Source organism: Orbaceae bacterium lpD02, assembly GCA_036251875.1.
In the GTDB taxonomy this organism is placed as follows: Bacteria; Pseudomonadota; Gammaproteobacteria; order Enterobacterales; family Orbaceae; genus Orbus; species Orbus sturtevantii.
The window spans coordinates 2,161,411-2,184,299 of sequence record CP133960.1; the positions used below are offsets into that span (position 1 = coordinate 2,161,411).

20 protein-coding genes are annotated in these 22,889 nt (G+C 35.4%); 10 read left to right on the forward strand and 10 right to left on the reverse strand.

Features of this window, described 5'->3' with window-relative positions; genetic code table 11:
- The first annotated feature begins 402 nt into the window (after positions 1 to 402).
- From rpmB to RHO12_09545, 5 genes are all read left to right on the forward strand, one after another.
- On the forward strand, positions 403 to 639 hold the full coding sequence (rpmB, locus tag RHO12_09525) for a 50S ribosomal protein L28 (GenBank protein ID WVD65615.1): 237 nt from the start codon (positions 403 to 405) through the stop codon (positions 637 to 639).
- A gap of 26 nt (positions 640 to 665) precedes the next feature.
- Positions 666 to 833 carry a 50S ribosomal protein L33 gene (rpmG, locus tag RHO12_09530; GenBank protein WVD65616.1) on the forward strand — a complete coding sequence of 56 codons (168 nt, stop codon included), beginning with the start codon at positions 666 to 668 and terminating at the stop codon, positions 831 to 833.
- A gap of 539 nt (positions 834 to 1,372) precedes the next feature.
- Positions 1,373 to 2,923, forward strand: a complete 1,551-nt coding sequence (gene gpmM, locus RHO12_09535; GenBank protein WVD65617.1) for a 2,3-bisphosphoglycerate-independent phosphoglycerate mutase — start codon at positions 1,373 to 1,375, stop codon at positions 2,921 to 2,923.
- Between the two features lie 187 nt (positions 2,924 to 3,110).
- On the forward strand, positions 3,111 to 4,271 hold the full coding sequence (gene envC / locus RHO12_09540; GenBank protein WVD65618.1) for a murein hydrolase activator EnvC: 1,161 nt from the start codon (positions 3,111 to 3,113) through the stop codon (positions 4,269 to 4,271).
- The gene (locus RHO12_09545; GenBank protein ID WVD65619.1) at positions 4,268 to 5,086 is read left to right on the forward strand and encodes a divergent polysaccharide deacetylase family protein; all 819 of its coding nucleotides are present in this window, start codon (positions 4,268 to 4,270) and stop codon (positions 5,084 to 5,086) included. The genes envC and RHO12_09545 overlap by 4 nt, the downstream gene beginning before the upstream one ends.
- 20 nt (positions 5,087 to 5,106) lie before the next feature.
- On the opposite strand, the gene rapZ is transcribed toward RHO12_09545, so the two are convergent.
- From rapZ to yccX, 6 genes are all read right to left on the reverse strand, one after another.
- Positions 5,107 to 5,967 (reverse strand): RNase adapter RapZ, encoded by an 861-nt coding sequence (gene rapZ, locus RHO12_09550; protein ID WVD65620.1) that lies wholly within the window; start codon positions 5,965 to 5,967, stop codon positions 5,107 to 5,109.
- A gap of 17 nt (positions 5,968 to 5,984) precedes the next feature.
- Positions 5,985 to 7,418, reverse strand: coding sequence for an RNA polymerase factor sigma-54 (locus RHO12_09555; GenBank protein WVD65621.1), 1,434 nt, complete (start codon positions 7,416 to 7,418; stop codon positions 5,985 to 5,987).
- Entirely contained in the window at positions 7,415 to 8,140 is a 726-nt protein-coding gene (gene lptB, locus RHO12_09560; protein ID WVD65622.1) for an LPS export ABC transporter ATP-binding protein, read from the reverse strand. Before lptB ends, RHO12_09555 begins: the two co-directional genes overlap by 4 nt.
- A gap of 1 nt (position 8,141) precedes the next feature.
- Complete coding sequence (gene lptA / locus RHO12_09565) at positions 8,142 to 8,690, reverse strand: lipopolysaccharide transport periplasmic protein LptA (protein ID WVD65623.1); 549 nt, start codon at positions 8,688 to 8,690, stop codon at positions 8,142 to 8,144.
- Positions 8,691 to 8,703: 13 nt separating this feature from the next.
- Complete coding sequence (gene lptC, locus RHO12_09570; GenBank protein WVD65624.1) at positions 8,704 to 9,288, reverse strand: LPS export ABC transporter periplasmic protein LptC; 585 nt, start codon at positions 9,286 to 9,288, stop codon at positions 8,704 to 8,706.
- An 80-nt stretch (positions 9,289 to 9,368) separates the two neighbouring features.
- Entirely contained in the window at positions 9,369 to 9,671 is a 303-nt protein-coding gene (gene yccX, locus RHO12_09575; protein WVD65625.1) for an acylphosphatase, read from the reverse strand.
- Positions 9,672 to 9,821: 150 nt separating this feature from the next.
- On the opposite strand from yccX, the gene RHO12_09580 reads away from it, so the two are divergent.
- Positions 9,822 to 11,003 carry an efflux RND transporter periplasmic adaptor subunit gene (locus RHO12_09580; GenBank protein ID WVD65626.1) on the forward strand — a complete coding sequence of 394 codons (1,182 nt, stop codon included), beginning with the start codon at positions 9,822 to 9,824 and terminating at the stop codon, positions 11,001 to 11,003.
- A 4-nt stretch (positions 11,004 to 11,007) separates the two neighbouring features.
- On the forward strand, positions 11,008 to 12,972 hold the full coding sequence (locus tag RHO12_09585) for a MacB family efflux pump subunit (protein WVD67398.1): 1,965 nt from the start codon (positions 11,008 to 11,010) through the stop codon (positions 12,970 to 12,972).
- Positions 12,973 to 13,027: 55 nt separating this feature from the next.
- Here RHO12_09585 and RHO12_09590 read toward each other — a convergent pair whose 3' ends face one another.
- Positions 13,028 to 14,347, reverse strand: coding sequence for an MFS transporter (locus tag RHO12_09590; GenBank protein ID WVD65627.1), 1,320 nt, complete (start codon positions 14,345 to 14,347; stop codon positions 13,028 to 13,030).
- 204 nt (positions 14,348 to 14,551) lie between these two features.
- On the opposite strand from RHO12_09590, the gene RHO12_09595 reads away from it, so the two are divergent.
- On the forward strand, positions 14,552 to 15,592 hold the full coding sequence (locus tag RHO12_09595) for a tagatose 1,6-diphosphate aldolase (protein ID WVD65628.1): 1,041 nt from the start codon (positions 14,552 to 14,554) through the stop codon (positions 15,590 to 15,592).
- Between the two features lie 142 nt (positions 15,593 to 15,734).
- Here RHO12_09595 and RHO12_09600 read toward each other — a convergent pair whose 3' ends face one another.
- The gene (locus tag RHO12_09600; protein WVD65629.1) at positions 15,735 to 16,655 is read right to left on the reverse strand and encodes a LysR family transcriptional regulator; all 921 of its coding nucleotides are present in this window, start codon (positions 16,653 to 16,655) and stop codon (positions 15,735 to 15,737) included.
- A 160-nt stretch (positions 16,656 to 16,815) separates the two neighbouring features.
- Here RHO12_09600 and aroG point away from each other — a divergent pair, with 160 nt between their 5' ends.
- Positions 16,816 to 17,874, forward strand: coding sequence for a 3-deoxy-7-phosphoheptulonate synthase AroG (gene aroG, locus RHO12_09605; protein ID WVD65630.1), 1,059 nt, complete (start codon positions 16,816 to 16,818; stop codon positions 17,872 to 17,874).
- A 51-nt stretch (positions 17,875 to 17,925) separates the two neighbouring features.
- On the opposite strand, the gene RHO12_09610 is transcribed toward aroG, so the two are convergent.
- On the reverse strand, positions 17,926 to 18,609 hold the full coding sequence (locus tag RHO12_09610) for a S24 family peptidase (GenBank protein WVD65631.1): 684 nt from the start codon (positions 18,607 to 18,609) through the stop codon (positions 17,926 to 17,928).
- Positions 18,610 to 19,068: 459 nt separating this feature from the next.
- Here RHO12_09610 and RHO12_09615 point away from each other — a divergent pair, with 459 nt between their 5' ends.
- On the forward strand, positions 19,069 to 20,250 hold the full coding sequence (locus tag RHO12_09615; protein WVD65632.1) for an FAD-dependent monooxygenase: 1,182 nt from the start codon (positions 19,069 to 19,071) through the stop codon (positions 20,248 to 20,250).
- A gap of 202 nt (positions 20,251 to 20,452) precedes the next feature.
- Here RHO12_09615 and gyrB read toward each other — a convergent pair whose 3' ends face one another.
- Positions 20,453 to 22,864 carry a DNA topoisomerase (ATP-hydrolyzing) subunit B gene (gyrB, locus tag RHO12_09620; protein WVD65633.1) on the reverse strand — a complete coding sequence of 804 codons (2,412 nt, stop codon included), beginning with the start codon at positions 22,862 to 22,864 and terminating at the stop codon, positions 20,453 to 20,455.
- Positions 22,865 to 22,889: the final 25 nt, after the last annotated feature.

Sequence of the window (22,889 nt, forward strand, 5' to 3'; positions counted from 1 at the left end):
AATCAGCAAAAAAACATAGCACCATCTCCGACAAAAATCATGATATAACCAGATCTAACAACTGCAATTACTAGTTAATGTAAAAATATATACTTTTTAGTAAAGGAATAATTTGTCGTAATATATATTGTGACTTATCCAATTTTGTTACCCAAATTTAATGCTATTAAAGTGAAAAGACGTTTTTTTGATAGTGAAGATTGTAATAGTACTTGAGAATTTTTGCATAACAGCGTATACTTCGCTACCTTAATTATTATGGATGTGGTATGGGTAGTCGGTTTATTAGCTGTTAAGACTTATCTCAACAACCTAATCGAAGACTAAAGCCTGACGAGGTTAATGTTCCATTAACATATTATGTCCAAGGCCTAAGCATTGAAATTTCGGAGAATTATTGACATGTCACGAGTATGCCAAGTAACAGGCAAAAAACCACTAGTAGGAAATAATCGTTCACATGCGATGAATGCTACTAAACGTCGTTTTCTGCCAAATCTTCAATCTCACCGTTTTTGGGTTGAGAGCGAAAAGCGTTTTGTAAAATTACGTGTATCAGCGAAAGGTATGCGTACTATCGATAAAAAGGGTATTGATGCAGTTCTTGCAGAACTTCGTGCCCGCGGTGAAAAATACTAAGAAACTATATATAAAGGAAAATTATCATGGCTAAAGGTGCACGTGAAAAAATCAGATTAGTTTCTTCTGCTGGGACAGGTCATTTTTATACCACTAGCAAAAATAAAAGAACTATGCCTGAAAAAATGGAGATCAAAAAATATGATCCCGTTGTTCGTCAGCATGTAATTTATAAAGAAGCTAAAATTAAATAGTATTTATTTAATTCGAAAAAAAACCAGCGATTGCTGGTTTTTTTTTGCCTAAATATAGGCTTAATTATTTATTAAATTGTTATTTAAATACTCTAGCAAGGCTGGGATTTACCTCTAATTTGTAAGTGAGCACTGACTTATAAACTAAACGATTTACTAATTTAAAATTTTGTGCTGAATCTAATTAGTTATAAAAGGAGTGATTAGCGGTGCTAAATCAGCAATACCTTTTTTAGTTAGTAACTCTGATTTATCAATTCAATAACTGTTTTAATTACTAGCTAAAAACTAATGTAAACCATGGTTGGTGATCTTGATTGTAGTTCTCGATTAATAACATTTATTTGATGATATTACTGATAGTATTGATTTATTGTATCGCTATCATGATAATTGCTTATTTTACTATACTAAGCGTCTATTAATTTAAGTTTTTAGGCTTAACCACTATAATTATTATTCTACCGCCTACTAGGCTTTTATAGTAAAATGACAATAGTTTTTGAATTAATAATATAGAGATAATTTTAGGAGTAAATGTGAGTAATATAAATAAAAAAACAATCGTCCTAGTGATTTTAGATGGTTATGGTTACCGAGAAGATCAAAAAGATAATGCCATTGCCGCTGCACATAAACCTGTGATGGACCATTTAATTAAAACTCAGCCAAACACATTAATTAATGCTTCAAGTATGGAAGTTGGTTTACCATTTGGTCAAATGGGCAATTCAGAAGTAGGACACACTAATATTGGCGCGGGGAGAGTTGTTTATCAGGACTTAACTCGAGTAACTAAAGCGATCATGGATGGTGAGTTTAACAAAAATACAGTGTTGATGACGGCTATTGATGATGCAGTACAAAATAACAAAGCTGTTCATATTATGGGATTAGTCTCTCCTGGTGGCGTGCATAGTCACGAAGAGCATATTATGGCCATGGTTGAATTAGCCGCTGCTCGAGGGGCTGATAAAATTTATCTCCATGCTTTTTTGGATGGACGAGATACACCACCAAGAAGTGCTCAATTGAGTTTACAAGCTTTTGCTAATAAATTTGAAGTATTAGGTAAAGGGCGAATAGCTTCTTTAGTTGGCCGTTATTATGCCATGGATCGAGATAACCGTTGGGATCGTGTTGAGCATGCTTATAATTTGTTGGTTGATGCAAAAGGTGACTATACTTCTTGTAATGCAGGAGAAGCATTACAAGACGCATATAGCAGAGATGAGAACGATGAGTTTGTTAAACCAACGGTAATTCAGGCAAAAGGAGAACCAAGTGCAGCAATGCAAGATGGTGATAGCTTAATTTTTATGAATTTTAGAGCGGATCGTGCTCGTGAAATTTCTCGCGCTTTTATTAGTAAAGATTTTGATGGCTTTAAACGTAATCGAGTTATTAATTTTGCTCATTATGTTTCGTTGACTGAGTATGCAACTGATATTCAGTCGGAAGTTGCTTATTCGTCTGAGGTATTAACTAATACACTTGGCGAATGGTTAGCAAAGAATGATAAGACTCAATTAAGAATATCTGAAACAGAGAAGTATGCACACGTTACGTTCTTTTTTAATGGTGGACTTGAGACTCCATTTGCTAATGAGGATCGCATTTTAATTAACTCACCAAAAGTTGCAACATATGATTTACAGCCTGAAATGAGCTCGACTGAATTAACCGATAAGCTAACCGCAGCAATTGAAAGCCAAAAATATGATGTAATTATTTGTAATTATCCAAATGGCGATATGGTGGGGCATACAGGAGTATTTGAAGCAGCAGTTAAAGCTGTTGAAGCTTTAGATCACTGTATTGGACGAATTGTTGAATCTGTGAATAAAATTTCAGGACAGTTATTAATCACCGCAGATCATGGCAATGCAGAAAAAATGCGAGATGATGAAACTGGTCAAGCACATACCGCTCATACTAATTTGCCCGTTCCACTTGTTTATGTAGGACCAAAATCAGTTAAAGCGATTGATGGCGGTAAATTATCTGATTTAGCGCCAACCATACTAACATTAATGGATATGCCTGTTCCGGCAGAAATGACAGGTAAGACATTATTTATTTATCAATAAGTTTTTTCTATTTACGATCGATAAAGTACTTTTTAATAAAATGCTTTATCGATATTCTATTTGTCAGCTATTAGGCAATAAGTTATAGTTGACTCACTATTAATATAATTTTCGTCTTTATTACTCGGTTAACATGCGGCATATTTATTTTTATTTACTATTGACATTATGTGGGAATCTTTTCACCTTGCCCTATAGTTATGCCGATGATAAGCGTGATTTGCAATCCGTTCGCCAATCGATTGCTGAACAAGAAAAGAAACTTGCAGAACAAAAAAAGCAACGAATAAAATTTATGGCTGATTTGCAACAGCAAGAAACCGCTATTGCTAGGTTATTAACATCATTAGATAAGTCAGATAAATTGTTAATAACGCTATCACGAGATATCGGCGAACTTAATCCTCAAATTGCTGGCTTAGAAAAACAGCAAATAACCCAGCGAAAAATCTTAGCTAAACAATTAGAAAGCGCATTTAAACTTGGTAAAACAAGTGGTATGGAGTTAGTGTTTACCGGTCAAGAAAGTCAGCGAAATGAGCGAATTATTACTTACTACCGTTATATTAATAAAGAGCGTCAAAATCGTATTAATAATCTCAAAAAGATTCAGGAAGAGTTAGATAGCAAAAAGAATTTGTTAGAGCAAAAACATCAATCGCAACTTACATTGCAAAATAAGCAGAAGGAACAACGAGACAACCTTCTAGTTAATCAAAAGCAACGAAAAAAAACAATTTCGGTGCTTGAACAATCAATGCAGTTAAACCAACAGAAGCTTGATGAACTCAAAGAAAACGAAGCCGCTTTGCAACGACAAATTATTCAAGCAGAACGTAAAGGTAAAAAAACAGCTGAAGATGAAGCGAAGCAAGCTGAAGAAATAAAATCTAGACAGCAAAATTATAACTACAATCCAACAAAAGATGAAATCGCCCTAATGGCAAGAACAAGCGGAATCGGCAAACCAAATCAGACATTAAAATGGCCTGTCTCGGGTAGCGTTTTATACCGATTTGGCGAGCCACAGGAAGGTGAGCTTCGTTGGAAAGGTCTAGTTATTAAGGCGAAGGAAGGGACTAAAGTTAAAGCAATTGCTGATGGTCGTGTCATTTTAGCTAATTGGTTGCAAGGCTATGGTTTTATTGTAGCGATAGAGCATGGTAAAGGTGATATGACATTATATGGCTATAATCAGCGTGTTTTAGTCGATGTTGGCGATAAAATTGAGGCGGGCCAGGATATTGCGCTAGTTGGTACAACCGGTGGTCAGGGTAACTCATCACTCTATTTTGAAGTTAGGCGAGATGGAAAAGCACTTGACCCAAGTGCGTGGTTAAAAAAATGAAACGAAAGATAATATTATGCAAGATGGTGTGCTTATTTTTGTATTTTATGGCTTCAGAAGTTTATGCAGCAAAGCTTGCACTAGTAATCGATGACTTTGGTTATCGAGAACGCAATGAGGAGCAAGTCATTTTATTATCCCCTCAAATCACTGTTGCAGTATTACCTAATGCGCCCAATAGGACTAATATTGCGACATTTGCTCACCAAAATGGTAATGATGTTATGATTCATTTACCTATGGCCCCTTTGAGTAAACAACCTTTAGAAATTAATACGCTAACGCCTTCAATGAGTGAAGATGAAATTCATTATATTGTGAGTCAAGCAGTCAAAAACGTTCCTTATGCAATTGGTATAAATAACCATATGGGGAGTTTAATGACATCTGATGCAGTTGGAATGGAAAACGTGATGAAAAGCTTATCCCATTATTCATTATTCTTTCTTGATAGTAAAACAATTGCAACGAGCAAGGCGATTATCGCGGCTAAAAAATATCGAGTTTCAACCGTTGTCAGAGATGTTTTTCTTGATGATTTACAAAATGAAGCCGCTATTGCCCATCAGTTTGACTTAGCTATTAAGCATGCTCAAAAATATGGTAGTGCAGTTGCTATTGGCCATCCTTATAATGCTACAGTGAGGGTATTGAAAGAAAAACTGGCACAACTTCCGGTCGATATTGAATTAGTAAAAGTAAGTACATTAGTACAAACACCAGAAAAAATTAATCTATCTCAATTAGTTGAGCAGTATAAAATTTCGCTAGAGCAGAGTTTATTTGAATATATTATTTTAAAGAAGGCTAATTGATTCAGAGCAACCATTCAACCTTATTTTTTATGTAACCCTTTTTCCAAACTACGATGACGAGTTTGCACTTGTTGGCCATGAATTCTAAATAATTCAGCTAGTTTTTCTGTAATATAAACTGAACGATGTTGCCCGCCAGTACAACCGATAGATATAGTTAAATAGCTACGATTGTTTTTTTGTAATAATGGCAGCCATTGCTGCATGTAATTAGCTGTTTGATAAATGAAGTTATTGACTTCCCAGTGTTTTGTCAAATACTCTTGTACTGGTTCATCGAGCCCAGTTAAAGGCCGTAAGCTTGGATCCCAATGCGGATTAGGTAGGAATCTAACATCAAAAACAAAGTCTGACTCACTAGGTAAACCATATTTGAAACCAAATGATTCAAAAATAATTGTTAGCTCACGCTCTTTTTTGCCAAGAATTCGCTGACGTAAAATATCAGATAGCTCATGAACAGATAAATTATCAGTATTAATTATTAAATCGGCACGAGTTCTTAGTGGCTCAAGGTATTGCTCTTCAAGATCAATCGCTTCTTCTAATGAGCGTCCTTGAATTGATAGCGGATGATTACGCCTTGTTTCACTATAGCGCCGTATCAGTGTATTCCTACTACTCTCAAGAAAAATGATCTGAGGAGTGATTGACTCTGGTAACTGAGCAATAATTTCCCCAAGTTGAATAAAGCTTGCTGGCATGTTTCTAATGTCAACACTGACGGCGACGGGCGTCTTACTATTTTCTAGCGTTTTAGCTAATTCGGGTAATAAAATAATTGGGATATTATCGACACAGTAGAAGCCTATATCCTCCAATGATCTTAACGCAATTGATTTACCTGAACCTGAGCGACCGCTAACTATCATTAAAAGCATATTTTTTATCCTTTTATCTATTTCAATATTTTTCGTTGGCTTGATGCAGGGATTGATAATGATTCTCTGTATTTTGCGATAGTGCGCCTAGCGACAATAATTCCTTGTGCTTCGAGTAAATTTGCTATTTTATTATCGCTTAATGGTTTTTGGTAATTCTCTTGTTCAATCCATTTTCTGATTAAAGCTCTAATTGCTGTTGAAGATGCCTCTCCACCTGATTTGGTATTTACATGGCTGGAGAAAAAATATTTTAACTCAAAAACACCTCTAGGGCATTGTAAATATTTTGAGGTAGTAATTCGAGAAACGGTAGACTCGTGCATACTAATTGCATTCGCTACATCCGATAGAATCATAGGCTTCATATATTCTTCACCATGATTAAAAAAGCTTTGCTGATGTTTCACAATAAATTGGCAAACTTTAGCAAGTGTGTCATTACGATTTTCAATACTTTTGATTAGCCAATTTGCCTCTTGTAATGCTTGATGGATATATTGACTGTCGGTTTTATTAGCTACCTTTTCCATTGCAGCATAATGTTGGTTGATTTTCAAACGTGGTATAGGATCGCTGTTAATAAATACTGACCATTTCTCTGCTATTTTTTTGACTGATACATCGGGAATAATATACTGTGGAATAACGGTATTAACCGAGTAGCCTGGATAAGGTTGTAACTGTTGGATTATATTAATGGCGAGTTTTAGTGATTGCAGGTCTACATTGAGTTTTTTCTGTAATGCTTTGAAGTCTTTTTGTCCAAGTAATTCTAAATGATCATTAATAATTGTTTTTGCATACTTGATTTCAACCGTGATGGGGAAAAGCTGATTAACTTGTAGCATTAAACACTCTTGCAGTGTCCTTGCTCCGATACCGATAGGATCAAAGTGTTGAATACGTTTTAGTACGGCTTCAATCTCATCTAGTTCAATTTCGTCGTTACCTTGTTCTTCTAAAATATCTTGTGTAGTACTCGTTAAATATCCTTTGTCATCAATTGATTGTATTAATGAAATAGCAATCGCTTTATCTTGCTCACTAAATGGCGTCAAATTTAACTGCCACATTAAATATTCATTTAATGTTTGATGCGTTTCTCCTTGATAAACAAGTAATTCTTCGTCGCAATAGTCTGAAAAAGTGCCAGATGGAGAGCCCGCACTATACATATCATCTAGAGAAACGTCAAGTGAGATATCACTTGAAATTTCTCGATTTTCCATCATTTTTGATGTGTCAATATTATCTGATTCTGGGAGACTATCGACGCTGATTTCATTGAAATCATCATCAATTTCAAGTAGTGGATTCTTTTCTAGCAAAACTTGAATTTCTTGGCATAATTCTTGCGTCGATAATTGTAAAAAATGAATTGCTTGTTGCAATTGGGGGGTAATAGCGAGCTGCTGTGCAATTTTTAACTGTAAGCTCTGCTTTGTCATAACCTAAATTCTTCACCTAAGTAGACTTGTTTTACCAGGTCATTATTAAGGATTGTATGCGGGCTACCTTCTGCAATCAAGTGTCCTTTGCTAACGATATAGGCTCGTTCACAAACATCAAGTGTTTCTCGGACATTATGGTCTGTAATTAATACACCAAGGCCACGGTCTCTTAGTGCACGAATAATATTTTTGATATCGATCACTGAAATTGGATCAACACCAGCAAATGGTTCATCGAGTAAAATAAATTTAGGATCTGCCGCGAGTGCTCTTGCTATTTCAACTCGTCGTCTTTCTCCCCCCGATAATGCCTGACCTAAACTATCTCTAATATGGGTGATATGGAACTCTTCAAGTAAACTTTCGGCTTTAGCAATTCGCTCGTCTTTCGTTAACTGCTTACGGGTTTCAAGAATCGCCATAATATTATCAAACACAGATAAACGGCGAAAAATAGAGGCTTCTTGTGGTAAATAGCCAATACCAATTTGCGATCTTTCGTGTAATGGCAATAAGCTAATATCTTTATCATCAAGATAAATATTACCAGCATTGAGTGAAACAATACCAACTACCATATAAAATGTTGTTGTTTTACCTGCGCCATTTGGACCTAATAAGCCGACAATTTCTCCCGAATTTACTTCCAAGCTGACATTTTCAACAACTCTGCGCTGCTGATATATTTTTGCTAAATTTGTTGCTTTTAATGTTGCCATATTATCGTTGGATCTCTTTTACTTGGTTTGGAATAATTATCGTTTTGACTCTATTACCATTACCTGGCTGTGCCTCAATTTTTTGTTGCTCAACATCATAAACAATTTTATCACTAGTTATGCGGTTGTCTTGTTGTAATAATTCAGCTTTGTCTAGCAAGGTAACAGAATTTTGCTTAACTTGATAAATTAATTGATTCGCGTGACCTGTGATAGTTTGTTTATCGTCATTTTGGTAAGTTTGCTCAAAATAAACAGGGGTACCATAAGCGGTAATTATTTGGTTATCTTTACTTTGCATGTCGGTAATGATTACCGTATTGGCTTTTATTTTTAAATCATCCTGAGTAATTACAACGTTTCCCGTAAATGTGATTGTATTTTTTTGTAAATTGATTTGCTGATTATCGGCATCAATAGCGATAGGCTTGTTGTTGATTGTTGGATTGGGCGATACTTGCGCAAGAGCTAATGGGCAAAGTAGAGTTACTAATATAATGACTAGCGCATAGTTTACTTTATGAAAAAGAGATGAGTCAAATTGAATCATATAATTATGCCTTTCAGTTATCAGTAAGGTTGTCTGTTATATTTGGGGTATTATAATAAGTTTTTACATTTTCTAATATATCAGCAGTTTTATCATGTAAATTACCGAGCAAACCGATCCCCGTTGATGTAAAGTTAGCACCTTCAATGGTAACTTTGTCTCGAGATGTTACGATTTGCGTTGTTAAGTCAATTTTTGCACTATCTGTTATTATTTTATGTAATTGTGAATCTGGCGACAAATTTGTCAAAACGACTTGTTTATTTAGATATAATAGCTTGTCTTTGGTTAAAGTCGCGTGTTTTGCTAAAATATGCCAAGTTTTGTTTGCATCGCTATTATATAACGTAAAATCAGGTGATTCAAATAAGGTTTCGCCTGTATTATCAAAACGTTTTACAGTGTCAGCAACGATCTTATAATTTAGTTTTCCTGTAGGATCGTAAACCATTGTTTCCATACGGTCACTTTGATAGATGGGTTGCGTAGATAAATCCGTTATACCAATGTTATTTGATGTTGACTCATCCCGCTGGTAATAATAAGCGCTAGTCACCAAAATAATTAGCAAAATATAAATTATGTTTTTTTTCTTCATTCTTAATACTTATAAACCCTTATAATTAATATTTCACACTTAATCATTTATTTTTCTATTTTACGCCAATTTTTATAAAATTAATATCTCACGCTAAAATCAGTGTATTGCTGATCAGTTTTAACCTTTTTAACTAAAAATTCTTTTATATGAGCAGAGTTTGGACCTCCGTCGTTTAGCCATTGAATTAACAAATCAAGCTGTACTTTTGGACCACCAGCAATGATCTCAACCTCTCCATTAATTAAGTTTTTGACGTAACCAGTTAATTTTAATTTGCGCGCTTTTTGGTAAGTAAAAAAGCGAAAGCCAACATTTTGAACCCTACCACTAACTCTAATTTGTATAAAATCATTCTCCGGTAAACGTAAAGTATTTGGCATATTTATTACCTTATATTTTATTTTCACTATCATTACAATTTATTGCTAGTTATTTGTAGCGGTAATAGGTTATTTTACATTAAAATGAGAATAATATTTATTTGTTTTTATATATTAGAAAGAATTTATTCATTAGAGGTGAAACAATTAATGTTGTTATTAAAAAAAGTAAAATTTAAATATATTATTTTGTTACTGCTTGTGTTTATTGCAGCTTATCTAGTTAAATCAATATTTTTTCCCACACAATCAGCACCTCGTTATATTACAGCTCAAGTTGAACAAGGAAATATAGAAAAAACGGTTTTAGCTGATGGTAAAATCAGCGCCTTTAAACTGGTTAATGTTGGTGCTCAAGTTTCAGGGCAAATTCAGAAATTATACGTACAGCTTGGTGATGAAATTAAAGTCGGCGATATGATCGCTGAAATCGATGATCTCACCCAAAAGAATGATTTGAAACAATCGGAAGCATCATTAGCGAGTCTAGAAGCGCAGCGAAAGGCAAAGGAAGCTAACTTAAAAAACTACCAACTTACTTTTGACCGTCAACTAAAACTGGTCAAAAGGGGAGCAGGTGCACAATCTGATCTCGATGCTGCAGAAGCTCAATTAGATGCTGTTAAGGCTGAAATAACATCATTAGATGCAGATATTGTGCGGGCTAAAATTGCAGTTGATACTGCTGAAGTCAACTTAGGCTACACCAAAATTATCTCACCGATTAACGGTGTTGTAGTCGCAACGCCTGTAGAAGAAGGTCAAACAGTTAACTCTGTACAAAGTGCGCCGACAATTGTTAAAGTTGCACAGTTAGATAAAATGACGATTGAAGCGCAAATTTCTGAGGCTGATGTTATTAATGTGAAAAAAGATATGCCAGTTTATTTTACTATCTTGGGTAGGCCGAATGAGCGATTTAGTGGTATGACTTTACGCGCAATAGAGCCCGCACCGACATCAATCAATGATGAAACATCTACAACGTCTACAACTAGTACGGCGATTTATTATAATGGTTTATTTGATGTAGATAATCCTGAGCATATTTTACGCATTTCGATGACAGCACAAGTCTATATCGTATTAGATGAAGCTGACGACGTTCTCTATATCCCTTCTGCGGCAATACAGCAGAATTTTGCGAATGGTAAAGCAACCGTGTTTATTTTGGATAAAGACCAAAATATTGATGAAAGAGAGATTGAAATAGGTGTTGATAATAATGTCAATGTTGAAGTGAAATCAGGTTTGAATTTAGGCGATACAATCGTTCTTAGTAGCTTCGATGGCTCATCAGTTAACAATAGAACACCAAGGGTTAGATTCTAAATTTATGAAACAGACTCCATTAATTCAATTAAATGATATTACGCGTGAATTTCCTGCTGGAGATTCGACAATTCGTGTTTTAAAAAGCGTCAATCTAACGATTAATGCTGGTGAGATGGTTGCCATCATTGGTGCTTCTGGATCAGGTAAATCGACGCTAATGAATATATTAGGCTGTTTAGATAAACCGACTAAAGGTTTATATAAAATTAGTGGTCGGGTAACCAGTGAGTTATCTCAAGACGAGTTGGCGGAGCTACGGAGGGAGCACTTTGGTTTTATTTTCCAGCGTTATCATTTACTTAACGCCCTAACCGCTGAAGGAAATATTGAGGTCCCAGCAATCTATTCAGGTCTAAAAAAAGAGCAAAGACATAAGAAAGCGGTATCAATTCTAACCAGACTAGGTTTGGCTGATAAAATAAATAATAAACCGACACAATTATCAGGTGGGCAACAGCAGCGAGTGAGTATTGGTCGTGCATTAATGAATGGTGGACAAATAATATTAGCGGATGAGCCGACAGGGGCTTTAGACCAAAAAAGTGGTCATGAGGTAATGTCTATTTTGCGCGAGTTACATGCTCAGGGACACACTATTATCATTGTTACTCATGATTCTAAAATTGCGCAGAGTGCGCAACGGATTATTGAAATTAGTGATGGTAACATTATTTCAGACAAACAAAATCCTTTATTTTCATTGGATAATGATAAACCTCATGAAGTTAAACATGTAGAAACAATCAAAACTCAAGATACATTATCAGCAAAGATTGATCGTTTTAAAGATGCATTTAAAATGGCGATTTTATCAATGCTATCACAACGGCTACGTACTTTTTTGACCATGTTAGGAATTATTATTGGGATAGCGTCAGTCGTTTCGGTTGTTGCATTAGGCGAGGGATCAAGACAGCAAATTTTAGCCGATATTAGCTCGATGGGAACCAGTACTTTGGATATTTTCCCCGGTAGTGGTTTTGGCGATCGTAATGCTGGTCGAATTACAACCTTACGTTCTAGTGATGCCGATGTGCTCTCTAAACAAAGTTATATTCATAGTGCCACGCCGAATGTTTCAACCAGCGTTTATTTCAGAAAAGATAACCAAGCTCTTTCTGGAACAGTTAATGGCGTTGGTGAGCAGTTTTTTGCCGTGAAGGGTTATAACATTACTCAAGGCAAAGCATTTGACGCTAATAGTATCGATACCTCTGCGCAGGATGCCGTTATTGATGAAAATACAGTTAAACGTTTATTTCCAGAAGGAAATCCAATTGGGCAAGTTTTTTATGTTGGAAAATTACCCGTAAAAGTTATTGGGGTTGCAAAACAAAAAAACCAGGGGTGGGGTAGTAATGAGAGCCTCAATGTTTGGCTGCCTTACTCCACAGTAATTAATCGGATGATTGGTCAGACCACATTAAGAAGTATTACGGTTCGCGTTAATGATAATGTCGACTTAGGCGTAGCGGAGCAAGCAGTTGAGCGTTTGATGTTTCAACGCCATGGCGTAAAAGATTTTTTTATTTTCAATTCTGATAGCATACGACAAACAATTGAATCAGCTACCGCTACGATGACGTTATTAGTATCAGCAATTGCCTTAATTTCATTAATTGTTGGCGGAATTGGTGTTATGAATATTATGCTGGTTTCGGTGACTGAGCGTACTCGCGAGATTGGTGTCAGGATGGCCGTAGGGGCAAGATCTAGTGATATACTGCAACAATTTTTAATTGAAGCCGTATTAGTGTGCTTAATTGGTGGGACGCTTGGTATTTTGCTGTCTTTATTAATTGGTGCAATATTTGCCTATTTTGTGACAACCTTCTCGATGATATTCTCATTATCAGCGATAGTTGCAGCGTTTGCTTGTTCTAGTTTTATTGGTATTATTTTTGGTTATTTTCCTGCGAAGAGAGCTGCTAAACTCGATCCTATTTATGCATTAGAGCGAGAGTGATATTTCCCTGCCACGAGAGTTAGTTTAACAACGTGGCAGTGTGTTGATAAAAATCCTATTGCATATCTTGAGTAAAATAGCTATCTGCACGAAATAAAAGTATTATGCCAATTATGGCGCCTAGCGAGAATAGTGAAATAACATAAAATGCAGGTGCAAATTTATTAAAAAAATCAGTAAAAATTGATAATAACAATGGCGTGGCGCCGCCAGCAATTGCATAAGCCATATTAAATGAAAATGAAACGCCGCTGTAGCGTATATCAGTCGGGAATACGTTAACCATAAAATAAGCAAAGATCCCTACAACACCAACCCCTAAACCTGCTAGAGGATAAGTAAGGAATAATAGATGGCGGTAATTTTCAAGTGAAAAATAGAAACACGCAGTTGTAGCTACTGCGATGATACAACCAACTATTAGCACTTTTCCAATCGAAAATTTATCTACTAGTGCACCATATATTGTGCAGCTAATGATAAGACCTATAATTGCTAATGTATTGGATTGTAAAGATTGTTTTGCTGAAAAATCAAACTGTTTCTGCAAGTAAATCGGTGCCATTAAAATAACAACCATGATTCCCGCAGATAGAATCCATGTTAATAACATCGATAGCAATGTTTGCGGAAAATAATTGGCTAAAACGTTCAAAACAGGAAGCTGCCTATTCATTTCTTTTGATTTTCGTCGTTGCATTTCAATAAAAATAGGCGTCTCTTTTAGCCAGCGGCGTAAGTACATAGCTAAAAAACCAAATACACCACCAATAAAGAATGGGATTCGCCACCCCCATGTCATCATTGCTTCGCCAACAAATAAGCTATTTATCAATGTTGAAATAAGAGAACCAAATAAAATGCCTAAGCTTAAGCCGCTAGTCAAAATACCACAAGCAATGCCTATACGGTTTTTGGGGACATGCTCGGCAACAAATGTCCACGCGCCAGGGACTTCTCCTCCGACGGCTAAACCTTGGCATAACCGCATTAACAACAACAACAGTGGCGCTACGTAGCCAACCGTCGCGTAAGTTGGTAATAAACCGATTAATAATGTAGGTAATGCCATCAGTAAAATACTTAGAGTAAACATTTTTTTGCGACCAAATAGATCGCCAAAATGTGCCATTACAATTCCACCGAAGGGGCGAATTAAGTAACCAGCCGCAAATATTCCAAATGTCTGTATTTGGCTTAACCATATAGGCATGTTTGGTGGAAAAAATAGATGGCCGATGACCAAAGAGAAAAATACGAAAATAATAAAATCATAAAACTCCAAGGCTCCACCGAGTGCGGCTAGCGCTAACGTTTTATAATCTTGTGTGTTTAAGCGACGTTGTTTTGAGAGTAAATTTTCTAAAGAAGCCATTTTATATAACCGGGTTTTTATTATTGGTTCATTATGGGGTAATCACTGTTTTTTTTCAATATTGAGCATGATAAGGGAATGGTTTTAAAATATTTTTTATCAATTCATATAGATGTTTTTTCTGAATTAGCACGATTTCATCATGAATGATTTGTTAAGCGGTTTAGAATAGCAATAATAATCATCGACTTGAGAGGTGTTAAAATGACTAAAAAAAGGATATCGCGTAGAAAATTTAATTGTATGGAGCAATTATCTAATGAAGATGGCGTTATTGCTGCTTTAGCTATTGATCAGAGAGGATCAATGGTTAAAATGTTAGAAAACGCCGTCGGAAAAGAACGTTATCATATTGAGATGGTGTATGAGTTTAAGGAGCTCGTGTCTCAAGTCTTAACCAACTATGTTAGTGCTATTTTATTAGATGAAGAGTACGGGTTTAAAGGCATGAAAGCCAAAAATGATAAAGCTGGGTTGATCTTATCTTATGAAAAAACTGGATATGATGTTAATACGCCAGGGCGTTTACCTGAAATATTAGGTGAAGAGTCAATTCAACGATTGATAAAAAAAGGCGCAGATGCGGCAAAAGTCTTGGTTTATTATAATCCCGATGATCCTCAAGATATTTTAGATAAAAAACATGCTTTTTTAGAGCGATTAGGTGATGAAGCAAGAGCCGCTGATTTCCCCGTTTTTGTTGAACCAATAGTCTATGACAATGTAATTCTAGATGATAAAAGCCCTGAATTTGCCAAAATAAAGCCAAGTAAAGTTATTAGGACGATAGAGGAATTTACTAAAAAATGTTATCACATTGATGTGTTAAAAGTCGAAGTGCCTGTTTTGTTTAAATATGTTGAAGGGTTTAATGATAATAACTCGGCTGTTTATTCTCAAAAAGATGCAGCAGCTTATTTTAAAATAGCAAGCGATGCGGCAACTAAGCCATTCATTTATTTAAGTGCCGGCGTGCCAACTAAAACTTTTCATCAGGAACTCATTTTTGCTGGGCAATCAGGTGCGAAATACTGTGGCATTTTAGGTGGAAGAGCGACATGGTTTGATGGTGTAGCCGCTTATGCTCAAGGTGGAAAAGATGGACTAAATAAGTGGTTGGACACGGTGGGACGAGATAATGTCGAGCACCTCAATCGTATATTAAAACAGCATGCAAGACCTTGGTACGATATTTATGGCGGTAAGGAAAATATTGAAGTTTTCGATATCAATTTAGCGGATTAATTTTCATTTTAGCCAATAAAAAATTGCCATTGTGGTATGGCAATTTTTATTGAGAAATAATAGATTATCTAAATTAATTTTTTAATAATAAGCACTTTTCATTATCTTTGTTATTTCTATTAATTTTATGTATTTCAATATATTACTTCAATTCAAATCCATATTGTTGGATCAATATTTTTAGTTCATCAATATATCGCAAGGCAGATTGGCTTAATTGTACTTTTTGGGATGTTATCCAGCCGACTAAAATTTTTTCATCTATCTTTAGCCTTATTGATGAGATGTCTGAGCCGTTTAAATCAACACTTAATACACCAGTGCTAATTGTATAGCCATTTAATCCATGTAGTAGATTAAACAGTGTTGCCCGGTCGCTAACATGAATACTTTTTTTATGGTAAACGGTGCTTAGGATCTCTTCTGAAAAATAAAAAGAGTTATATTCACCTTGTTCAAATGAAAGATAGGGGAAATCTTCAAGATCTTCTAATGAAATTACTTTATGTTTAGCTAAAGGGTGTTTTGCACTGATAAAAACATGGGGATTGGCTTCAAACAGAGGGCAAAAGGTCAAATTATTTTCTTTCAATAATCGTAAAATAACTTTTTTATTAAAATCATTTAAATATAAAATACCTACTTCGCTACGTAATGTCGCGACATCAGTAATAATATCATGGGTACGTGTTTCTCTTAATGTAAACTCATATTCATCTGTATGATTTTTTTTAATTAAATTAACAAATGCATTAACGGCAAAGGCATAGTGCTGAGTTGATATACTGCATAATTGTTTAGTCGGTATTTTTTTATTGTAATGCTGTACGAGTAATTCCGTTTGATCTAGAATTTGCTTGGCATAACCTAAAAATTCTATTCCCTCTGTTGTTAAAGAAACGCCTTTAGATGTTCGAATAAAAATCTCAATATCAAATTCATCTTCTAGTTCTTTTATTGCTGTTGAAAGGCTTGGTTGAGTAATATAAAGTTTTTTAGCCGCTTCATTAATTGAGCCACTGCGGGCGACCTCAATAATATAACGGAGTTGGTTTAATTTCATTTATGATCTCAAAAAATTTTACGAACACTCTAATACCATAAGTATATTTTGAATAGAATTAAAATCTAGTATTGTTTAGTCACTATAAAGTAAAGCATGCATATTTTATTGTGTTCGGTATATACTAGTAAAATCTTATTTTGATTTTTTAGGTATAACAATGAACGATAAAAATGATGATGTTCGTATTGCTGATATTCGCGAATTATTACCGCCGATAGCATTATTAGAGAAATTCCCGGCAACGGATGTTGTATCGGATTTAGTCTTTAATACCAGACAGAAAATACATCAAATTTTAGAACATAAAGATGACCGTTTATTAGTTGTGATTGGTCCTTGTTCTATCCACGATACGAAAGCTGCGCTAGAGTATGCTAACAAGCTTAAAGATGTTCGTACGCAATATCAAAGAGAACTTGAAATCGTAATGCGGGTTTATTTTGAAAAGCCAAGAACGACCGTTGGTTGGAAAGGCCTAATTAATGATCCTTTTATCAATAATACTTTTGATATTAATGAAGGCTTAAGAATTGCGAGAAAGCTGTTAGTCGATATTAATCAATTAGGTGTGCCTGCCGCAGGTGAGTTCTTAGATATGATATCTCCACAATACCTCGCTGATTTAATGAGTTGGGGAGCGATCGGGGCAAGAACAACTGAATCGCAAGTTCATCGTGAGCTTTCGTCGGGATTATCCTGCCCTGTTGGATTTAAAAATGGTACAGATGGAACGATGAAAGTCGCTATTGACGCGATTAATGCGGCAAATGCATCTCATAGCTTTCTATCTGTGACTAAGTTTGGTCACTCAGCCATAGTGACGACCACGGGGAATCCAGATTGTCATATTATTTTGCGTGGTGGTAAAGAGCCAAATTATAGCGAAGCTCATATTAATATAGTCAAACTCGATTTAGATAAATCACATTTACCGCGTAATATTATGGTTGATTTTAGCCATGCTAACAGCTGCAAACAGTTTAAAGAGCAGATTAATGTAGGAAAAAATGTTGCTAATCAAATAGCTAATGGCGATAGCGCTATTATTGGGGTCATGATTGAGAGCCACTTACAAGAAGGAGCTCAAAATCCAGAGAATAATAAACCTTTAGTGTATGGACAAAGTATTACTGATGGATGCATAGGATGGGATGATTCAATTAATCTTCTCGACATATTAGCTCAAGCAGTAAAACAAAGAAGGCACAATCGATAAGTCCGATATTAAATACAAGGTGCTTTTAGCACCTTGTATTTAATTAGGCAGTTAGTATAAATCTTTTATAATTTGCACTACATTACCAATGATCTTGTATTGTTTAAAGTCCTTACGTAAAACGGAAATTGTGTCACACTGGTCATTGTTACATAATAATTGCCAACCTTCTAGAGTTAGACGAATACGTCTGAGTAAAGTCATTTCTTCGTATTCGAGCAAATAGATTGCACCGTCAACCACTTCTTTTATATCAGTATTGATAATTATTCCATTATTTTGTTTAATCTCAGGTTCCATTAAATCGCCTTTTGCCCAGTATATAATCAATTTTTTAGAATCCAATCCTCGATGTCCTAGCCATCCATCTAGTACAGGGTAATTCATTACAGGCGGTGTACCTCTTACATACTTCTGTGTTTTTGCTTCTTCAGCGGTCGGTAATTGCTTGATGTAGACAGGGATGCGGTGGACATATTCACTATATATATTATCGTTTTCAGTGTCGTGAATTTCTTCTAATTTATGCCCTGTTGCTAACCAGTTATATGAGACATTACATCTTTCTGAGATAGCAGCTAGGCGATTTAATGAAGGATACGTTTTCCCTGATAAATAGTCTCTTATTACGGTTTCGGACATATCACATTTTTTTGCGAATGTGGAAACTGAGTCCCCTTGCATAATGAGGGTTAGACGATTCTTAAAATTTTGTACGCTTTTATTTATTATCACAAGTATTTCCTTTTTTATAGTGCATAAAAATTTGTCACATATTATAAATCATTTTTTTTTCTAATTACAAATCAATAAATGCAGATCTGATAAAAATTTATAGTTGATTTAAAGATAACTGATTATTTTTTTATTTTATAAGCAGTTAGTACTATCACTATTTATAATATATTTTAATAACTATGCTTGATGAATAATGAAAGATGTCTTTTTATATTCAAATTTTTTTTTTTATGCAAAAAAATTGACAAAATATTTTTTTTGCGTTAAAGTTCAATAGATTTATGTGATTTTATTTGTTTTTACTTCTTTACTTGTTTTCATTTGTGCCCACTTTATGTGGGCTTTTTTATATTTTACTTTCAATACATATTTTCATCGATCTATTTAAAACCTACAGAGAACACATTAAAGTATGGTATGCTTCATACATATTTTAACGAATAAGTAGAGGCTAGTGTGATTGATTTTGACGTTGTTATTGTCGGGGCTGGAATGGTTGGTCTTGCAACAGCATGTGCTTTATCTAGCACTTCAATAAATATTGCGATCATTGAAAATAAAACTTATTTTGATCGACTACTCCTTGATAATAAAATTGCAGTTAGAGCTTCAGCGATAAATTCAGCAAGCCAACAATATTTCGCACAAATGAGCGTATGGGAGATACTTGAAAAAACAGGCCGAGTTCTGGCATTTAATTCTATTGAAGTCAGAGAAAGGCAAAGCAAAGCACACTTAACAGCAGAAAATTCAAATTATCAATATGATAACTTTGGTTATATTATTGAAAATCAAGTTATTCAAGATGTTTTATATAAGCATGCTGCGACGAAACCAAATATTCATTTTTTACACGATAAAGTGAATAATATTTTTTTTAGCACCGATCGTGGATTTGTTATACTCGAAAACAATAAACAGATTTCCGCGAAGCTTATTATTGCTGCTGACGGTGCCAGCTCTTTGGTAAGACAAAAACAAAATATGACTTTATTGCAACGCCCTTATCTTCATCATGCCGTCATTACGACTGTAAAAACTGAGCATGCTCATCAATCTTGTGCGAGGCAAATTTTTTATAAGGATGGCATTATTGCTTTTTTACCATTATGGCAGCATAACATGAGCTGTTTAGTTTGGTCGGCAAAGCCTTTAGAAGCTTCTAATTTATTAACAATGAATGATGCCTCATTTAATCGTAGATTAACTGATATGACAGATAATATACTCGGAGCATGTGAAGTTGTTAATGAGCGTTTAGAATACCCTTTGATCGCTCGCTTCTGCCCAGAAACGGTACATAATAGGTTAATATTAATTGGGGATGCAGCTCATACTATCCACCCATTAGCCGGGCAAGGCTTTAATTTGGGGCTTGAAGACTCTAAATTATTAACTGATATTTTAAGTGAAAACTATTTAGCTGGCAAAGATTTTGGTCTCAAATCTTTATATTGTCATTATCAATTAGCACGTAACAAGGATACGCTTGCTATGCTTAGTGCAATGCGAATAATTCAAGACATGTTTGATGGTTCATCATTTTTTAAAAAGCAAGTAAGAGCGCTTGGAATGAACATTATTAACGCCACTCCGTTAGTTAAAAAGCAATTAATTAAGTACGCATTAGGATTATAATTCATATGCTCATTTTATAGATGGGGCATAAAAAGTTTTAACGAAAAGATAAGATTCTATTTAAAAAAAACCAGACATTTTGTCTGGTTTGATATTTCAGTAATTACCGGATTTTATTTCACTCTGACCGGAATTTTTTCATTAATTACCGGATCCGACAATTTCACTAATTTCCGGAGCCGACATCCGACAAATAAATTAATTAAAAATCTAAATTTGATGCTTTCAGTGCATTCTCTTCGATGAATGCACGTCTTGGTTCAACTTCATCGCCCATCAATGTTGTGAATAATTGATCGGCTGCAATCGCATCTCTAATTGTAACTTGTAACATTCTTCGACTAGTTGGATCCATGGTTGTTTCCCAAAGCTGTTCAGGGTTCATTTCACCAAGACCTTTATAGCGCTGGATAGTTAGACCTCTACGTGACTCTTTTACTAGCCAGTCAACAGCACCTTCAAAGCTCGCAATTGCCTCTTTCCTTTCACCTCGCTGTATAAATGCATCTTCTTCAATTAGACCTTGTAATTGAGTACCTAAATGACAGATATTTTTATACTCATTACTATGAGCAAATGCGAGGTCCAAATAATAGCGGTTATCTACACCATGCGTTCTGATTTTAATTACAGGAATATAATATTTTTTTTCTTCATTATATTCAATTTCATAATGATAAAGGTTTCCATGTTGCTCTTTTGCGGTTAGTTTATCAATAAGATCTTTAGTCCACACTTCAGTTAAAGACTGATTTTGCATTAATTCTTGAGTTAAAATTTTATGGTAAATCAAATCACAAAGTAACGCTTTAGGATAGCGACGTTCCATTTTATTAATTAATTTCTCTGTTTTTTGATATTCAGCGATTAGTTTTTCTAATGGCTCTCCAGCGAGTGCCGGGGCGTGATTATTAACGTGTAGTGATGCTCCTTCAAGGGCTAAGGCGATTTGGTATTCAGTCATCGCATCGTCATCTTTTATGTATTGCTCTTGTTTGCCTTTTTTAACTTTATAAAGTGGTGGCTGTGCAATATAGACGTACCCTCGCTCAATGATTTCAGGCATTTGACGATAGAAGAAAGTTAATAATAGCGTACGGATATGTGAACCATCTACGTCTGCATCGGTCATAATAATGATGCTATGGTAACGCATTTTATCCGGATTATATTCATCACGACCAATACCGCAGCCTAGAGCGGTGATTAATGTGGCAACTTCTTGTGAAGAGAGCATTTTATCAAACCGGGCTTTTTCAACATTTAATATTTTACCTTTCAATGGCAAAATAGCTTGGTTTTTTCGATTACGCCCCTGTTTTGCAGAACCTCCAGCTGAGTCTCCTTCGACTAAGTATAGTTCAGATAGAGCAGGGTCTTTTTCTTGACAGTCAGCCAGTTTTCCAGGTAACCCTCCTAAATCTAAAGCCCCTTTACGACGAGTCATTTCTCGCGCTTTACGAGCAGCTTCTCTTGCTCTTGCCGCATCAATAATTTTACCAACGACAATTTTAGCATCAGATGGATTTTCTAGTAAATATTCGGATAGCTTTTCAGCCATAATCGATTCTACCGCTGATTTTACTTCTGATGACACCAGTTTATCTTTAGTTTGTGACGAAAATTTAGGATCAGGCACTTTCACGGATACAACCGCAATCAAGCCTTCGCGAGCATCGTCGCCTGTTGCGCTGACTTTAGCTTTTTTGCTGTATCCCTCATGATCCATGTAAGTGTTTAGAGTACGAGTCATTGCACCTCTAAATCCAGCAAGATGAGTTCCCCCATCGCGCTGAGGAATATTATTGGTAAAGCAGTAAATATTTTCCTGATAACCATCATTCCACTGAAGAGCAACTTCTACGCCAATATCATCTTTTTCAGCACTAAAATAGAAAATTTTAGGATGAATTGGGTTTTTGTTTTTATTGAGGTACTCAACGAATGCTTGTATGCCACCTTCGTAATGATAATGCTCATTCTTACCACTGCGTTCGTCTGATAGTTTAATCGAAACACCTGAATTTAAAAACGAGAGTTCTCTTAAACGTTTAGCTAGGATCTCATAAATAAACTCAATATTAGTAAATGTTTGCGCGCTAGGCCAGAAGCGAACATAAGTTCCAGTTTCTGTAGTCTCACCAATAACGGATAATGGCATTTGAGGTACGCCAAGGCTATAAATCTGTTGGTGTATTTTACTATCGCGGTAGATAGTTAACTCCAGTTTATCTGATAAGGCATTTACCACTGAGACGCCAACACCATGCAAACCGCCCGACACTTTATAAGAGTTATCATCAAATTTACCGCCAGCATGCAGTACCGTCATAATGACTTCGGCAGCAGATACCCCTTCTTCCTCATGAATTCCTGTTGGAATACCTCGACCATCATCACGTACCGATACTGAATTATCAGTATGGATGGTGACTTGAATATCATGGCAATAGCCAGCAAGGGCTTCATCGATAGCATTATCGACAACTTCAAAAACCATGTGGTGTAAACCAGTACCGTCATCAGTGTCACCGATATACATACCTGGACGTTTACGGACAGCATCAAGCCCTTTTAGCACTTTTATACTTGAGGAATCATAAGAATTAGACATGTATTTCTCGCTAGAACATCATTTA

Coding starts and splice junctions, on each gene's coding strand:
- lptC (WVD65624.1), bottom strand. CDS start 9,288: ATGAAGAAAAAAAACATAATTTATATTTTGCTAATTATTTTGGTGACT.
- RHO12_09545 (WVD65619.1), top strand. CDS start 4,268: ATGAAACGAAAGATAATATTATGCAAGATGGTGTGCTTATTTTTGTAT.
- RHO12_09595 (WVD65628.1), top strand. CDS start 14,552: ATGACTAAAAAAAGGATATCGCGTAGAAAATTTAATTGTATGGAGCAA.
- lptA (WVD65623.1), bottom strand. CDS start 8,690: ATGATTCAATTTGACTCATCTCTTTTTCATAAAGTAAACTATGCGCTA.
- lptB (WVD65622.1), bottom strand. CDS start 8,140: ATGGCAACATTAAAAGCAACAAATTTAGCAAAAATATATCAGCAGCGC.
- yccX (WVD65625.1), bottom strand. CDS start 9,671: ATGCCAAATACTTTACGTTTACCGGAGAATGATTTTATACAAATTAGA.
- aroG (WVD65630.1), top strand. CDS start 16,816: ATGAACGATAAAAATGATGATGTTCGTATTGCTGATATTCGCGAATTA.
- rpmB (WVD65615.1), top strand. CDS start 403: ATGTCACGAGTATGCCAAGTAACAGGCAAAAAACCACTAGTAGGAAAT.
- RHO12_09555 (WVD65621.1), bottom strand. CDS start 7,418: ATGACAAAGCAGAGCTTACAGTTAAAAATTGCACAGCAGCTCGCTATT.
- rpmG (WVD65616.1), top strand. CDS start 666: ATGGCTAAAGGTGCACGTGAAAAAATCAGATTAGTTTCTTCTGCTGGG.
- rapZ (WVD65620.1), bottom strand. CDS start 5,967: ATGCTTTTAATGATAGTTAGCGGTCGCTCAGGTTCAGGTAAATCAATT.
- gyrB (WVD65633.1), bottom strand. CDS start 22,864: ATGTCTAATTCTTATGATTCCTCAAGTATAAAAGTGCTAAAAGGGCTT.
- RHO12_09580 (WVD65626.1), top strand. CDS start 9,822: ATGTTGTTATTAAAAAAAGTAAAATTTAAATATATTATTTTGTTACTG.
- RHO12_09585 (WVD67398.1), top strand. CDS start 11,008: ATGAAACAGACTCCATTAATTCAATTAAATGATATTACGCGTGAATTT.
- RHO12_09600 (WVD65629.1), bottom strand. CDS start 16,655: ATGAAATTAAACCAACTCCGTTATATTATTGAGGTCGCCCGCAGTGGC.
- RHO12_09590 (WVD65627.1), bottom strand. CDS start 14,347: ATGGCTTCTTTAGAAAATTTACTCTCAAAACAACGTCGCTTAAACACA.